The sequence below is a fragment of the Bacillus sp. S3 genome, from assembly GCF_005154805.1.
Lineage (GTDB): Bacteria > Bacillota > Bacilli > Bacillales > Cytobacillaceae > Neobacillus.
Map to the genome: position 1 here is coordinate 50,496 of NZ_CP039727.1, position 15,354 is coordinate 65,849.

Here is a 15,354-nt window from a genome sequence, read left to right on the forward strand (position 1 = left end):
TTTTTTTCACGCGGACATCCCCGTCTGCATAGCCTATGAGAGAAACCTTAAACAGAAGGCCTATTTGCTGGTCTTATTGGAGTGACGGCAGTGGATATAAAAATAAATGATATTGTCGGGAGAAAATCATATAATTGTGATCTTCTATTTCGCGTCATCGATATACGGAAAATAAATGGCCAGAACTATGCAATTCTTTATGGTGAGGATTTTCGTCTTGTCGCAGATGCACCTTCCGCGGATTTAGTCGTGGTGAATCAGCTTGAAAGGGTGAAACTAAGACAGGAATATAGGACACTTGAAGAACAGTCATTACGGCTTTTCTCCCAGGATGTTGATTTGTTAAAGTCCAGGCAGGAATATGAAGCGACTGGCGGTTATGTTAAGCCCAGCAATTATTTTCAAATTCCGGGGAAGGTCCTCCATTTAGACGGTGACCCATCCTATTTGAAAAAATGTATGACCTTATATGAAAAAATTGGAATTCCAGTTTTAGGTATACATTGCAATGAAAAGGAAATGCCTGATAAAATTGGCGGGCTCATTGACCATTATCGTCCGGATATTCTAGTCATCACCGGGCATGATGCCTATTCTAAGGCAAAAGGAAAAATGACAGATATTAATGCCTACCGACATTCTAAACACTTTGTGCAAACTGTCAGAGAGGCACGTAAGAAAATCCCTCATTTAGATCAACTGGTCATCTTTGCAGGTGCCTGTCAATCCCACTTTGAATCGCTCATCCATGCAGGCGCTAACTTCGCCAGTTCTCCATCAAGGATTAATATACATGCACTCGACCCCGTTTATATAGTCGCAAAAATAAGCTTTACCCCGTTTATGGAAAGAATAAATGTTTGGGATGTGTTACGGAATACATTAACAGGAGATAAAGGTCTTGGAGGGATTGAAACCAAAGGTGTACTTCGTACAGGAATGCCTTATCGACCAGTACAGGACGAAGAAGAATAAGCCTTTAATTCTACCAAGGCTTATTTTTTTATTGGCCAATAGGAAAGATTCTTTTAGCATACATATTCCAGTGCACATAAGGCAAGGATAAGAAATGTTGAAATTTACAAGAAAGAGTAGAATAAAAAATATTGACAAACTTTTTGTCGGACTGATATAATTTATATTTTTGTTTGACAGAACTATGTCAGTGTGTTATACTTTACACAGTGAGGTGGATCGAATGCCAAAAACCTTAGCCGATATCAAAAAGGCCCTTGACACGAATTTAGGGAAAAGGTTGTTGCTAAAAGCAAACGGAGGACGAAGGAAAACGATTGAACGTTCAGGTGTTTTAGCTGAAACTTACCCATCTGTTTTTGTTATTGAATTAGATCAGGATGAAAATTCATTCGAGCGTGTATCTTACAGCTATGCGGATGTATTAACAGAAACAGTTCAAATTACTTTCTATGATGATGCAGCAGGACATGTAGCTTTAAGCTAGTATATAGGCAATGAGCAGCAGTAAACAAATAGTTTACTGCTTTTTGCTTTTTAAAGGATTATTTGGATAACATGTAAACGGCCTGAATATCTCATACTAAGAATACTGTGGTATGAAAGGGGTTGTTTAGATGGGCAGAAGAAGAGGCATCATGTCCGAAGGCTTTAAAGAGGAATTGGCAAAAGAGCTTGGTTTTTATGATGTCGTCCAAAAAGAAGGCTGGGGCGGTATTAAGGCACGGGATGCAGGGAATATGGTAAAGCGTGCTATTGAACTGGCAGAAGCTCAGCTGTCTAATCGAGGCACAAAGTCTTAATCCTAAAAGCACTTCCGCTTTTCTTAAAAGAGAGTATAAAATTTTGATTTTGAGAAATGTCCAGCTCTAGGCGCCATCGGCTCTATGGTCTAAGCCAATCCGTCCAAAAGGTTAAAAAGCAACCTTTCGGCCGGCTCGTCTTATGCTTGTCGCCGATAGGCGGGCGCCTTCCGCTTTTCTTAGTTTAAACAAATCTTGACCACAGTCAGGTCAGCGAGGGAACCTTAATTGATTTCCGCGCTGGCCTTTTTCCGGTTTTTTAAAAGATACAAAAGTATAAATTTCGACTTCGAGAATTGTCCAGCTCCAGCGCCCTAGCGGCTACTGTCCTTCGCTCTCCGCCCTACGATAAGTCAACATCGGTTCGCTACGCTTACCGTGTTTCCTTTATCTCAGTTGGAGGCTCCAGGCCATACGCCGCTGACCAGGGCGCTTGCGCTTTTCTGTTAAAATAAGCTTTTTCCTCTGAAAAATTAATGATAAAATAATAAATTTGACAGGATATATCATATCTCACGTCTTACATTTATCGTTTTGTGGTAAAATAGGACAAAATGTGGAATTAGGAAAAGGATGCAGAAGCGCCCTTTGGGTGCAGAGCGGGAAAAACAAAAGTAGGTGACGTAGTGAAGCTTTTAGTCAAAGCACCGGCCAAAATAAACTTAGCATTAGATGTTTTACATAAACGTTCCGATGGCTTTCATGAGGTTGAAATGATCATGACCACCATTGATTTAGCAGACCGGGTTGAGCTAACCTTATTAAATCATGATCAAATACATATTCTTTCCCATAATAGGTATGTACCTGATGATCAACGCAACTTAGCCTTTCAAGCAGCCCAGCTTTTGAAGGATCGATTTCATGTAAAGAAAGGTGTGTTGATCTCAATTGAGAAAACAATCCCGGTTGCGGCAGGATTAGCCGGGGGAAGCAGTGATGCGGCCGCAACCTTAAGAGGCCTGAATAAGCTTTGGGAACTCGGATTATCCATGGATGAATTAGCTGAGCTTGGAAGTGAAATTGGTTCAGATGTTTCATTTTGTGTATACGGAGGCACAGCTTTAGCAAAAGGAAGGGGTGAGGTCATTACTGAGCTCCCGCCACCGCCGACATGCTGGGTCATCCTTGCAAAGCCCTTCATCGGGGTCTCGACCGCTGAGGTTTACCGCCGGCTAGATGTGAATCGGACGAATCACCCTGATATTAGCGGTATGATTGAAGCCATTAACAACCGGGACTACCAACACGTATGCGATAATGTGGGTAATGTCCTCGAGGACGTAACATTAACTCTTCACCCCGAGGTTGCCCAAATAAAAGAGCAAATGAAGCGTTTTGGCGCGGATGCTGTTTTAATGAGCGGCAGCGGACCAACCGTGTTTGGAATTGTTCAGCATGACTCACGAATGCATCGGATCTATAACGGATTGCGGGGATTCTGTGACCAGGTTTTTGCAGTCCGCATGCTGGGAGAACGACACACGCTTGATTAAAGGCGTACAATAATGGTATTCTTTAATAAGAATATTCGGTTTTTGGGGGTTAATTATGAAATTTCGCCGTAGTGAACGTTTAATTGATATGACGAATTATTTATTGGATCATCCTCGCCAACTCGTTCCCCTCACTTTTTTTGCGGAAAGGTATTCGTCCGCTAAGTCTTCCATTAGTGAAGATTTGGCTATCGTAAAAGAAACCTTTGAACAAAGAGGAATCGGCACACTAAGAACCGTGCCGGGAGCAGCTGGCGGTGTTAAATTCTTCGTAAAAGTCAGCCGGGAAGAGACAGAACCCTTTATCAACGAACTATGTCAATTAATTGGAAATCCTGAACGGCTTTTACCAGGCGGTTATTTATATTTGACAGATATATTAGGAGATCCGCAGGTGGTCCAAAAGGCAGGACGTGTCATTGCCTCGGCCTATGCTGATACAAAAATTGATGTTGTTATGACGGTGGCGACAAAAGGGATTCCGCTTGCCTATGCAGTTGCAAGTCAATTGAATGTCCCGGTAGTAATTGTTCGCAGAGACAGTAAAGTAACGGAAGGCCCGACAGTAAGCATTAATTATGTTTCTGGATCAGCCAAAAGAATTCAGACGATGGTGCTTTCAAAAAGGAGCATGAAGCAGGATTCACGTGTCCTTATTGTCGATGACTTTATGAAGGCCGGCGGAACCGTCATGGGAATGATCAGTATGCTAGAGGAATTTAATAGCCAGTTGGCCGGAATTGCTGTTTTAGTTGAGGCTGAAAAAATTCAAGAACGATTAGTGGATGAGTACTTATCGCTCGTCCAATTATCGGATGTCGATGTCAAAGAAAAAAAGATAAGTGTACACGAAGGAAATTACTTTAACAATTGGAGGAGATAGTATGAAAGCAGTTCAAACGAACCAAGCCCCTGCTGCCATTGGCCCATATTCCCAAGGAATTATTGTGAATAACCTGTTTTACAGCTCTGGACAAATTCCATTAACCGCTGAAGGAACGATGGTGACAGGCGATGTTAAAGAGCAGACCCACCAAGTGTTCCGTAATTTACAAGCTGTGTTAGCCGAAGCAGGCGCATCACTTGAAACGGTCGTAAAGGCAACTGTTTTTATTAAAAATATGGATGAATTTGCTGCTGTCAATGAAGTTTATGGCGAGTATTTTTCTGAGCATAAACCAGCCCGCTCCTGTGTGGAAGTTGCCCGGTTACCAAAGGATGCCTTAGTTGAAATCGAAGTTGTTGCGCTCGTAAAGTAATCGAGCGCTTTTTCTATGTCTTTCGTCTGATTTTTTGTTGTAAAAGACCATTTTTGACAAAAGTTCACTGCTTTGCCCTAATTTTTCAAAAATATTTTAAAATTTAAGAAGGATTATTGGATTAGTTGTTGAATTTAATACACTAGCTTTTTATATAACAAAAAAGGGTGTGAGCACATGGAAGTAACTGACGTAAGATTACGCCGAGTTAATACGGACGGTCGAATGAGAGCGATTGCATCAATCACATTAGACAATGAATTTGTTGTTCATGACATCCGTGTTATTGACGGAAACAACGGTTTATTTGTAGCTATGCCAAGTAAACGTACTCCTGATGGAGAATTTCGTGACATTGCGCATCCAATCAATTCAGGAACACGCGGTAAAATCCAAGAAGCTGTTTTGGCTGAGTACCATCGTCTAGGTGAATTGGAAGTAGAATTTGAAGAAGCCGGAGCTTCCTAAGGATTTTAACAACTAGGGCCTTTCTCAGTAAGGCTCTTTTTATATTTAGAAGATTACCCCCATATTAAGCTAATCTCTCCTCGAACATTCTACTTGTTTTTTCTCAATATTAAAAAATTTGACACTTCCTGTTCATTCCTTGAAAAGCGTGCCCATTTACGTTAATATTTTTAATGGATAAAAAGGTAAAATGGAGGGCTAGAACATGCCTAATCGATATGCTGTGATTTTGGCCGCAGGGCAAGGTACGCGGATGAAATCCAAGCTGTATAAAGTATTGCACCAAGTATGCGGAAAACCAATGGTACAGCATGTAGTTGATCAAATAACAAAGCTTAATATTCACGAAATGGTGACCATCATTGGGCATGGAGCTGAAATGGTACAGGCACAATTAGGGGACGGCAGTCACTATGCATTGCAGGAGAAACAGCTGGGTACTGCTCATGCCGTCATGCAGGCTGAGAGTCTGCTTGCTGGCAAAGAAGGCGTAACCATTGTTGTTTGCGGTGATACCCCATTAATTAAAGCTGAAACGATGGAAGCCCTGTTTAAACACCATGAGGAGTTGAATGCTAAAGCCACCATTCTCACAGCAAGAATCGAAGACCCAACAGGATACGGCCGAATCGTTCGCAATGAAGAGGGGCTTGTTGAAAAAATTGTTGAGCACAAAGATGCAACAGACACAGAACGGAAAATAAATGAAATTAACACAGGTACGTATTGTTTTGACAACCTTGCTCTATTCGAAGCACTTCGCAACGTTTCTAATAACAACGTTCAAGGGGAATACTATTTACCAGACGTAATTGAGATTTTGAAAAAACAGGGTGAAGTGGTCACAGCCTTCCAAACGGATGAATTGGAAGAAACCTTGGGTGTGAACGACCGTGTTGCGTTAGCAGAGGCAGAGAGAATCATGCGTCAGCGAACGAATACAGCCCATATGCGTAATGGGGTAACTATTATTGACCCTGTGAATACGTACATAGACACAGATGTCAAAATTGGTCAGGATACGATCATTTATCCAGGAACGGTTATTAAAGGGAAGACGGCCATCGGTGAAGATTGTCACATTGGTCCAAATTCCGAAATTGATACATGTCAAATAGGGAATGGTACAGTGATTCGTCAATCAGCTGCACATAATAGCTCGATTGGTTCCCATGTAAACATCGGCCCATTCGCCCATATTCGTCCTGATTCTGCTATTAGCGACGATGTAAAAATTGGAAATTTTGTTGAAATCAAAAAGGCCATTTTCGGAAAAGGAAGCAAGGCGTCGCATCTCAGCTATATTGGCGATGCGGAGGTTGGCAGTGATGTCAACATTGGCTGTGGTTCAATTACTGTGAATTACGACGGTAAAAATAAATATTTAACGAAAATTGAAGATGGAGTCTTTATCGGCTGTAACTCCAATCTTGTTGCCCCAGTCACAATAGGAAAAGGTGCCTATGTGGCTGCCGGGTCAACAATTACTAAGGATGTACCGGGTGAAGCGTTGTCCATTGCACGTGCCCAGCAAGTGAATAAGGAAAATTACGTACAAAAGCTTAATTTTAATAAATAAGCTTTTGATTTTAGGAGGGTCACCATGTCAAATCAATATTTAGATCCGAACTTAAAGGTATTTAGTTTAAATTCAAATGTTCCCCTGGCAAGAGAAATTGCAAAAGTAATTGGTGTTGAGTTAGGGAAGAGCTCTGTAACAAGATTTAGTGACGGAGAAATTCAAATCAACATTGAAGAAAGTATTCGCGGCTGCGACGTGTATGTGATCCAATCCACTAGTTCACCTGTGAATGAAAATATCATGGAAGTATTAATTATGATTGACGCGTTAAAAAGAGCATCTGCTAAAACAATTAATATTGTGATGCCGTATTATGGCTATGCCCGTCAAGATCGTAAAGCGCGTGCCCGTGAGCCGATTACAGCAAAATTAGTAGCCAATCTCTTAGAAACAGCCGGTGCAACCCGTGTCATCTGTTTAGATTTACATGCACCGCAAATCCAAGGATTCTTTGAAATTCCTACCGATCATTTAATGGGTGTACCTATTTTGTCTGAGTATTTCAAGAAGAGAGAGTTTGCTGGGGATATTGTCATTGTTTCTCCGGACCATGGCGGTGTGACAAGAGCCCGGAAAATGGCCGAACGCTTAAAAGCACCAATTGCGATTATCGACAAGCGCCGTCCTAGACCGAATGTGGCGGAGGTCATGAATATTGTTGGTAATATTGAAGGTAAAATAGCGATTTTGATTGATGATATCATTGATACAGCAGGAACCATTACATTGGCTGCCAATGCATTAGTAGAAAATGGCGCTGCCGAAGTGTATGCCTGCTGTACACATCCAGTTTTATCAGGTCCTGCGATTGAAAGAATCGAGAACTCGAAAATTAAGGAATTAGTTGTCACTAACTCTATTCTTCTTCCTGAAGAGAAAAAGAGCGATAAAATTGTTCATTTATCTGTGGCTCCATTACTTGGCGAAGCGATTATCCGTGTCCATGAAGAACAATCTGTAAGTACTTTATTTGATTAAAATAGGTTTAGACCTTCCTCTTTTAGGGTAATTTTATATAGATACTTCTAACTAAAATAGGAAGGTGACTACACACATGAGTACTGTTTTACAAGCAATGGAACGGAAGGAACTCAAATCTTCTGCGTTAAGGAAAATCAGAGAGAGCGGCGGCATTCCTGCTATTATTTATGGAGCAAAAGTTGAAAGTAAACCAGTGTCTGTAAGTGCAGCTGATTTAACAAAGACGATCCGGACAGTAGGCAGGAATGGGGTCATTTCCCTTGATGTAGATGGCAGTAAACATGATGTTGTCTTAACCGATTATCAAGAAGACGCATTTAAAAAGGAAATTCTCCATGTTGACTTTTTAGCCGTTGATAGGTCCTCGAAAATCAATGTTGATGTAAGGCTTGTCTTGGTTGGCGAGGCGGCCGGAGTAAAGGATGGCGGTGTCCTGCAGCAGCCGGTTCACCAATTGTCGATTACTTCTACCCCGGACAATATTCCTCAGCAAATTGAAGTGGATATTTCACATCTTCAAGTAGGAGAAACGGTACTGGTAGGAGACATTCCATCTGGCGGCGGCTTTACGATTAACCATGATGACGATGAAGTAGTGGCTTCTATCCTTCCGCCAAGGCAGGAAGAGGAAATTAACGCCGGTGAGCAGCAAGAGCCGGGTCATCCGGATAATGAAGAGGGAAGAGAAACTACCCCTGTAGGGGGCGAATAGAATGGAAGACGTAACCTCTTAAAGGTTACGTCTTTTCACGCATATATAAAAGAAGTAGTATATAATGGGAGAATGGCGATGTTACGAAACATATTAAAAAGGTTTACTGAGCCGAAAGAGGTGGGACCCATGAAATGCATCGTTGGTTTAGGTAATCCCGGGAAGCAATATGATCAAACTAGACATAATATCGGTTTTGAAGTCATTGATGCCTTATCGGATCAATTTTCGATACCGCTTAATCAGTCAAAATTTAAAGGGCTGTATGGGATTGGTTTTTATAACGGGGAAAAGGTCCTGCTCTTAAAACCACTTACCTATATGAATTTATCAGGGGAATCGATCAGAGCGGTGATGGATTACTATCAAATAGACTTAGAGGATCTAGTCGTGATTTATGACGATCTTGATTTGCCCGTTGGAAAGATTAGACTGCGTCAAAAAGGGAGTCCGGGCGGACATAACGGAATAAAATCGACAGTTGCCCATCTTGGTACGCAGCAGTTCAACCGCATTCGGATTGGAATTGACCGCCCGCAAGCTGGAATGAGTGTGCCCGATTACGTCCTTGGACGGTTTCGGCCTGATGAGTTGCCCTCTACCGGGGAAGCTGTGAAAAGGAGTGCAGATGCCTGCGCTGCTTGGCTTGAAAAGCCCTTTTTACAAGTGATGAATGAATATAATCAGTAATCGTTCATGATACGGGCTATTCAATCATAAAATAAGCAAAACCGCAAAAAGCGAGACGATTCAAGGGTCACCCAAGTTGAATAAGTTCCTCTCATCTGGTTCATACTAATAACGAATCGAAGATTAGGGAGGGACCCGCGTGACCATCCATTACCATTGTCGTCATTGTGGTACGAAACTTGGTTCCATTGATAAAGCCTCGATACATTCAGAAACCCTTGGCCTTCATACATTAACGGACCAGGAAAGACAGGAAATGGTGGCGTATGATGCAGCAGGCGATATCCATATAAAAGCCATCTGTGAAGACTGTCAAGAGGCTTTAGAGCGAAACCCGGATTATCACCAATACGATTTCCTTATTCATTAATTGTCTAGCTCCAGCGCCCTAGCGGCTAGTGTCCTTCGCTCTCCGCCCTACGATAAGTCAACATCGAAACGCCTCCGGCTCTTCGTGTTTCCTTTATCTCAGTTGGAGCGCTCCACAAGGAACGCTTCGGCAGCATAGGCATCGCACGAAGAAAAAGCGTTAGCTTTTTCGAGGAGGCCATACGCCGCTGACCAGGGCGCTTACGCTTTTCTTACCTGCTTTGGACTTCACTCCAAAGCGTTTTTCTATTTATTAATTTCTACTATAAAAATGCTATTAATATTAATTTAAAATATTTATTTTGGAAGGGAGGAGAAACCTTTGAATGGTTTAAAGTCATTATTCCTTCAGCAGGAAGATATCCACTCGGTTATGGCTGGTGTGGAGGGAGGATTGAAGGAGCAGCTGATTGCCGGCTTATCAGGGTCGTCAAGGACCGTACTTACTGCATCTATGTATGAACAGATGCAGCGGCCAATCATGCTCGTCACCCATAATCTATTACAGGCACAGAAACTCTATGATGATCTTGTCAATCTAGTAAGTGAGAAGGAAGTCTTTCTTTTCCCGGCTAATGAGTTAATTGCCGCTGAGCTGAGCATTGCCAGTCCCGAATTAAAAGCACAAAGAATTGAGGCCTTAAACCACTGGAGTCAGTTAAGTAAGGGAATCTTGATTGTCCCGATTGCCGGTTTAAAGAAAATCATTCCGCCAAAGTCGGAGTGGAGCCAATACCAATTGCGGCTAACCTTAGGGCAAGATATTGATATAGAAAAACTGTTACTTACACTTGTCCACATGGGCTATGTACGTGCCGAAATGGTTACGACTCCAGGGGAATTCAGTGTACGAGGCGGGATTATTGATATTTATCCTCTTACAGAGGCGGATCCGCTGCGAATTGAATTATTTGACACAGAAATTGACTCCATTCGTTATTTTTCTCTTGATGATCAGCGCTCCAAAGGGAAGATCAAGGAGATTTTGATAGGGCCGGCAACCGAAATCCTGCTGGAAGCTGAGGATTATCGCCGGATGGTTGGCAGACTTGAAGAGGGATTAGCACAAAGTCTGAGAAAACTAAAAGATGACAAAGCAAAAATGCAGTTGAGTCAAAATATCAGCCATGAACTGGAGCAATTAAAAAATGGCCAAAAACCCGATCAGGTTTACAAGTACCTATCCCTAGCATACGAAAGGCCTGCTAGTTTACTAGACTATCTTCCTCGTAATGGACTTGTGTTGATTGATGAAATCAGCAGGGTCCAAGAAATGAATGATTCCCTTGTGAAAGAGGAAGCGGAATGGTATACGAGTTTACTGGCTGAGGGCCAAATCATCCACGATTTACATATTTCGCATGATTTACAAGCCTTGCTGCAGAAGAGGGAATTCCCAGTTCTGTATATGTCCTTATTTTTGCGGCATGTGGCCAATACAAGCCCGCAAAATATCATTAATATCTCTTGTAAGCAAATGCAAAACTTCCACGGACAAATGCATTTGTTAAAGGCGGAAATTGATAGATGGAAAAAGGCGAATTATTCAATTGTCTTTTTAGGACAGGATGAGGAACGGGTAAAGAAGTTGGAGCGTGTGCTTGAGGACTATGAAATCGATAGCAGCCTCATAAAGGGTGATAGTCACCTTTTACCGGGTAAAGTTCAGATTATGAAAGGAAACCTGCAATCAGGTTTTGAACTGTCCATCCAGAAAATCGCTGTCATTACGGAGGAAGAGTTATTTAATAAACGGGTGAAAAAGTCGAAAAGCCGGCAAAAGCTTTCCAATGCCGAGCGAATTAAGAGTTATTCTGAGCTGAAAATTGGTGATTATGTCGTTCACGTCAATCATGGGATTGGTAAATATCTAGGGATTGAAACACTGGTGATTAATGGTGTCCACAAAGATTACCTGAATATCCGCTACCAGGGAACAGATAAACTGTATGTTCCTGTTGAACAAATTGATCTTGTCCAGAAATATGTTGGTTCTGAAGGGAAAGAGCCAAAGGTATATAAACTGGGCGGCAGCGATTGGAAGAAGGTAAAGAAAAAGGTTGAGTCCTCCGTTCAGGATATTGCTGATGATTTAATTAAGCTATATGCGGAACGTGAAGCAGCCGTTGGCTATGGCTTTTCACCCGATGGTGATATGCAGCGGGAATTTGAATCATCATTCGCTTATCAGGAAACAGACGACCAGCTGCGTTCCATTCATGAAATTAAAAAGGATATGGAAAGATTACGCCCAATGGACCGTCTCTTGTGCGGCGATGTGGGGTATGGAAAAACGGAAGTTGCGATTCGCGCTGCCTTCAAGGCGATTGCCGACGGAAAGCAGGTGGCCTTTCTTGTGCCGACAACGATTTTGGCGCAGCAGCATCATGAAACTTTAAGGGAGCGCTTTCAGGATTATCCGATTAATATTGGACTTTTAAGCCGTTTCCGTTCGAAGAAGCAGCAAACGGAAACGATTAAAGGCTTAAAGGCAGGGACGGTTGACATTGTGGTGGGAACCCACCGTTTGCTTTCAAAAGATATTGTTTATCGTGATTTAGGGCTGTTAATTATCGATGAAGAGCAGCGATTCGGAGTTACCCATAAAGAAAAGATTAAGAAGTTAAAAACGAATGTGGATGTGTTAACCTTGACAGCAACGCCGATTCCAAGGACTCTCCATATGTCGATGCTTGGTGTCCGCGACTTATCGGTCATCGAAACACCACCGGAAAATCGTTTCCCTGTCCAAACCTATGTCATGGAATATAATGGATCGCTTGTACGGGAGGCAATTGAACGGGAGCTTGCGCGCGACGGACAAGTTTACTTTTTATATAATCGGGTAGAAGATATTGAACGGAAAGCAGAGGAAATTTCCATGCTTGTTCCGGATGCCCGGGTTACCTATGCCCACGGGCAGATGACAGAAAATGAATTGGAATCCGTGATGATCAGCTTCCTTGCAGGCGAGTTTGATGTGCTTGTCAGTACAACAATCATTGAAACTGGCGTTGATATTCCAAATGTGAATACGTTAATTGTCTTTGATGCCGATCGAATGGGACTTTCCCAGCTTTATCAATTGCGCGGCCGTGTTGGCCGTTCCAATCGGGTTGCCTACGCCTATTTCACTTACCGTAAGGATAAAGTCCTGACGGAAGTAGCAGAAAAACGTCTTCAAGCCATTAAAGAGTTTACCGAGTTAGGTTCCGGATTTAAAATTGCCATGCGGGATTTATCAATTCGCGGTGCCGGGAATTTATTAGGTGCTCAGCAGCATGGTTTCATTGACTCCGTCGGTTTCGACCTTTATTCACAAATGCTGAAAGAGGCAATTGAGGAACGGAGAGGAGCGCTCGGAGCTGAAGTAAAGAAATCAGTGGAGATTGACCTCGAAATCGATGCCTACATTCCGGATACGTACATTAAGGATGGTCATCAAAAGATTGAAATGTATAAGCGGTTTAGGGGTCTCGAGACACTTGAGGATGTGGAAGAGCTTCAAGAAGAGATGCGTGACCGGTTTGGGGAATATCCGGATGAAGTGGCCTACTTGTTCCAAATTGCTGAAATAAAGGTGTATGCTCTATTAAATGGTGTGGATCAAATTAAACAAGTCAAACAAGAAGTGACGATTTTGATAAGTGAGCAGATCACTGCCACGCTTGATGGAGCGAAACTATTTGCTCTTAGCAGCCCGTTTGGCCGGAATGTCAATCCGGGTATGGAAGGATCAAGGTTAAAAATCGTAATTAAAACGAAAGAGTTTGGAACCGCAGAGTGGCTTCATATTGTCAGCGAATTGGTTAAAGGTATTCCATTAGCTAAACGGGGACAGGAAAATCCCGTTAAATAATTTGAAAAAATAGTATGTTTGTGAATAGAACTTTCCAGATGAAAGATACTAAGTTCAAAGTTGGTGATGACTGGAAAAGCTGAAGCTAGACAGTTACATAATTCAAAAGCTTTGCCAATCACCAAGTTGAAAAATCATCAGATGAAAGTGAGGCAACATTGGATGAAAGCAACTGGAATAGTTCGTCGAATCGATGATTTGGGTCGTGTTGTCATTCCCAAAGAAATACGCAGAACTTTGCGTATCCGCGAAGGGGACCCGCTAGAGATTTTTGTGGATCGGGACGGGGAAGTGATTTTAAAGAAGTACTCACCAATCAGCGAATTAAGCGATTTCGCCAAAGAATATGCAGAAGCCCTATTTGACAGCCTCGGTAATCCTGTTTTAATTTGTGATCGAGATACGTATATTGCCCTTGCTGGCGGTTCTAAAAAAGATTATCTAAATAAGAATATTAGCGATTTGGTCGAAAAGACAATGGAAGAACGAAATTCCGTGCTACATACCCAGCAGGGTGATATTGCATTGGCTGACGGAAATGATGAAACAGTCTCTTCTTATACCATAGGGCCGATTATTGCGAATGGGGATCCTATTGGTGCAGTTATTATTTTTTCTAGAGAAGGAACGCTTGGAGAAGTGGAACAAAAGGCGGTGGAAACAGCCGCAGGGTTCTTAGCGAGACAGATGGAATCATAATATTAAATGAAAAAAAGACAGCGCGTGCTGTCTTTTTTTATGCACCCTAGAATTTATACGTTTTGACTTTGAGAAATGTCCAGCTCCAGCACCCTAGCGGCTAATGTCCTTCGCTCTCCGCCCTACGATAAGTCAACATCGATTCGCCTCCGGCTCTTCGTGTTTCCTTTATCTCAGTTGGAGCGCTCCAGGCCATACGCCGCTGACCAGGGCGCTTGCGCTTTTCTTATGAGCTATTTTCGATTTGCATTCAAGAATATGGTTTGTGCCGCCCTTACCCCTGCCCCTGGTTCGAAGGAATAGGAGAAGTCTTGGAGGCCTGCTTCCATAAGTGAAACCGCCTCAAGGACGTCACTTGGGAAACAATAGCCCATATGGCCGAATCTGAAAATTTTCCCTTGCAAAGACCCCAGTCCGCCGGCAAAATCAAGGTGGTAGTTCTGCTTCAAATGTCTAAGGAAGGATGAAAGCTCCAGCCCCTCAGGTGTACGGATCGCGGTAATCGTTGGTGAGGCATACTCATCGCTGGTCAGCAGACCGATTGAGAGAGCCTTCATAGCCCCCCGAACCATATTTTTCATCAGTTCATGTCTGGCCATAGTTTGTGTGAACCCGCCTTCTTCATCAATTAAATCACAGACAGCGGAAAGGCCAAAAATCAGTGAAACCGCAGGGGTGTTTGGTGTCATTCCTTTCGCTGCCCATTCGCGATAGCTTACTAAATTGAGGTAATAGGACGGTGTTTGATTTTCCTCTATTACCTTCCATGCCCGCTTGCTTATGCTTAAAAGAGCAAGTCCAGGCGGAAGCATCATCGCTTTTTGCGAGCCTGTTACTAAAATATCAATTCCCCATTGATCCATTTCCGCAGGAGCACCGCCGATGCAGCTGACCCCATCGACAATAAATAACGCATCCGTCTGATTACTTACAACCTTGGCTAATTTTTCAATCGGGTTTAGAATTCCGGTTGACGTTTCATTATAGGTGGCAAAAACCGCCTTAATATTAGATAAAGGTTTAAGAAACGCTGCAAGATCTTCCTCCGTACATGCGTCGCCCCAAGCCGTTTCAAGCTTATGTACATGAAAACCATATTTCTCACAAATAGAGACGAAATAATCGCCAAAGGCGCCAACAGTAATGACCACTACTTCCTCGCCTGGAGAAACAGTGTTCACAGCTGCGGCCTCTAATGCAGCGGTACCGCCAGATGGCAGCAGCAAAATATCCTGCTTCGTTCCGAAGATCGGTTTCACCCTGTTCGTTGTTTCCTGAAAAAGCTGAACAAATTCTTCACTGCGATGGCTGATCATATCCTGATTCATCGCCAGCTGCACCTTTTTAGGTATGGGAGTAGGTCCGGGGTGTCTTAAAATATTTGGGTACATCTATTTTCCCTCCAGTATTTGATTAATTAAAAAATTCCAATATCTAACTTAAATTATAGATCAAATGGAA

General features: G+C 42.6%; 15 protein-coding genes. 14 read left to right on the forward strand and 1 reads right to left on the reverse strand.

What is annotated here, in order from left to right:
- Positions 1–90: 90 nt before the first annotated feature.
- The 14 genes from yabG to spoVT all read left to right on the forward strand — a co-directional run bounded on the left by yabG (position 91) and on the right by spoVT (position 13,893).
- Positions 91–975, forward strand: coding sequence for a sporulation peptidase YabG (yabG, locus tag FAY30_RS00255; protein ID WP_149868042.1), 885 nt, complete (start codon positions 91–93; stop codon positions 973–975).
- 223 nt (positions 976–1,198) lie between these two features.
- Positions 1,199–1,462 (forward strand): biofilm formation stimulator Veg, encoded by a 264-nt coding sequence (veg, locus tag FAY30_RS00260; RefSeq protein WP_007084178.1) that lies wholly within the window; start codon positions 1,199–1,201, stop codon positions 1,460–1,462.
- Positions 1,463–1,592: 130 nt separating this feature from the next.
- Positions 1,593–1,778, forward strand: a complete 186-nt coding sequence (locus FAY30_RS00265; RefSeq protein ID WP_149868043.1) for a small, acid-soluble spore protein, alpha/beta type — start codon at positions 1,593–1,595, stop codon at positions 1,776–1,778.
- 626 nt (positions 1,779–2,404) lie between these two features.
- Complete coding sequence (ispE, locus tag FAY30_RS00270; RefSeq protein ID WP_149868044.1) at positions 2,405–3,274, forward strand: 4-(cytidine 5'-diphospho)-2-C-methyl-D-erythritol kinase; 870 nt, start codon at positions 2,405–2,407, stop codon at positions 3,272–3,274.
- 55 nt (positions 3,275–3,329) lie between these two features.
- The gene (gene purR / locus FAY30_RS00275; RefSeq protein ID WP_149868045.1) at positions 3,330–4,157 is read left to right on the forward strand and encodes a pur operon repressor; all 828 of its coding nucleotides are present in this window, start codon (positions 3,330–3,332) and stop codon (positions 4,155–4,157) included.
- Between the two features lies 1 nt (position 4,158).
- Positions 4,159–4,533 (forward strand): 2-iminobutanoate/2-iminopropanoate deaminase, encoded by a 375-nt coding sequence (ridA, locus tag FAY30_RS00280; RefSeq protein WP_149868046.1) that lies wholly within the window; start codon positions 4,159–4,161, stop codon positions 4,531–4,533.
- Between the two features lie 177 nt (positions 4,534–4,710).
- Complete coding sequence (gene spoVG, locus FAY30_RS00285) at positions 4,711–5,001, forward strand: septation regulator SpoVG (protein WP_003347151.1); 291 nt, start codon at positions 4,711–4,713, stop codon at positions 4,999–5,001.
- Positions 5,002–5,206: 205 nt separating this feature from the next.
- Positions 5,207–6,580 (forward strand): bifunctional UDP-N-acetylglucosamine diphosphorylase/glucosamine-1-phosphate N-acetyltransferase GlmU, encoded by a 1,374-nt coding sequence (gene glmU / locus FAY30_RS00290; RefSeq protein WP_149868047.1) that lies wholly within the window; start codon positions 5,207–5,209, stop codon positions 6,578–6,580.
- A gap of 24 nt (positions 6,581–6,604) precedes the next feature.
- Positions 6,605–7,561: a ribose-phosphate diphosphokinase gene (locus FAY30_RS00295; protein ID WP_149868048.1), complete on the forward strand. Its 957-nt coding sequence runs from the start codon at positions 6,605–6,607 to the stop codon at positions 7,559–7,561.
- A 76-nt stretch (positions 7,562–7,637) separates the two neighbouring features.
- Positions 7,638–8,276 (forward strand): 50S ribosomal protein L25/general stress protein Ctc, encoded by a 639-nt coding sequence (locus FAY30_RS00300; RefSeq protein WP_149868049.1) that lies wholly within the window; start codon positions 7,638–7,640, stop codon positions 8,274–8,276.
- Positions 8,277–8,405: 129 nt separating this feature from the next.
- On the forward strand, positions 8,406–8,966 hold the full coding sequence (pth, locus tag FAY30_RS00305) for an aminoacyl-tRNA hydrolase (RefSeq protein WP_149872543.1): 561 nt from the start codon (positions 8,406–8,408) through the stop codon (positions 8,964–8,966).
- A 139-nt stretch (positions 8,967–9,105) separates the two neighbouring features.
- Positions 9,106–9,336, forward strand: coding sequence for an anti-sigma-F factor Fin (locus tag FAY30_RS00310; RefSeq protein WP_149868050.1), 231 nt, complete (start codon positions 9,106–9,108; stop codon positions 9,334–9,336).
- A gap of 321 nt (positions 9,337–9,657) precedes the next feature.
- Positions 9,658–13,194, forward strand: a complete 3,537-nt coding sequence (gene mfd, locus FAY30_RS00315; protein ID WP_149868051.1) for a transcription-repair coupling factor — start codon at positions 9,658–9,660, stop codon at positions 13,192–13,194.
- 162 nt (positions 13,195–13,356) lie between these two features.
- The gene (gene spoVT, locus FAY30_RS00320; protein ID WP_007084190.1) at positions 13,357–13,893 is read left to right on the forward strand and encodes a stage V sporulation protein T; all 537 of its coding nucleotides are present in this window, start codon (positions 13,357–13,359) and stop codon (positions 13,891–13,893) included.
- 233 nt (positions 13,894–14,126) lie between these two features.
- Here the strand turns inward: spoVT and FAY30_RS00325 are convergent, their stop codons facing one another.
- Complete coding sequence (locus FAY30_RS00325; RefSeq protein WP_149868052.1) at positions 14,127–15,284, reverse strand: pyridoxal-phosphate-dependent aminotransferase family protein; 1,158 nt, start codon at positions 15,282–15,284, stop codon at positions 14,127–14,129.
- Positions 15,285–15,354 lie beyond the last annotated feature (70 nt).

Bases quoted from the DNA above. Each gene is read 5' to 3' on its own strand.
- veg (WP_007084178.1), top strand. From the start codon at position 1,199: ATGCCAAAAACCTTAGCCGATATCAAAAAGGCCCTTGACACGAATTTA.
- FAY30_RS00265 (WP_149868043.1), top strand. From the start codon at position 1,593: ATGGGCAGAAGAAGAGGCATCATGTCCGAAGGCTTTAAAGAGGAATTG.
- purR (WP_149868045.1), top strand. From the start codon at position 3,330: ATGAAATTTCGCCGTAGTGAACGTTTAATTGATATGACGAATTATTTA.
- ridA (WP_149868046.1), top strand. From the start codon at position 4,159: ATGAAAGCAGTTCAAACGAACCAAGCCCCTGCTGCCATTGGCCCATAT.
- spoVG (WP_003347151.1), top strand. From the start codon at position 4,711: ATGGAAGTAACTGACGTAAGATTACGCCGAGTTAATACGGACGGTCGA.
- glmU (WP_149868047.1), top strand. From the start codon at position 5,207: ATGCCTAATCGATATGCTGTGATTTTGGCCGCAGGGCAAGGTACGCGG.
- FAY30_RS00295 (WP_149868048.1), top strand. From the start codon at position 6,605: ATGTCAAATCAATATTTAGATCCGAACTTAAAGGTATTTAGTTTAAAT.
- FAY30_RS00300 (WP_149868049.1), top strand. From the start codon at position 7,638: ATGAGTACTGTTTTACAAGCAATGGAACGGAAGGAACTCAAATCTTCT.
- pth (WP_149872543.1), top strand. From the start codon at position 8,406: ATGAAATGCATCGTTGGTTTAGGTAATCCCGGGAAGCAATATGATCAA.
- spoVT (WP_007084190.1), top strand. From the start codon at position 13,357: ATGAAAGCAACTGGAATAGTTCGTCGAATCGATGATTTGGGTCGTGTT.
- FAY30_RS00325 (WP_149868052.1), bottom strand. From the start codon at position 15,284: ATGTACCCAAATATTTTAAGACACCCCGGACCTACTCCCATACCTAAA.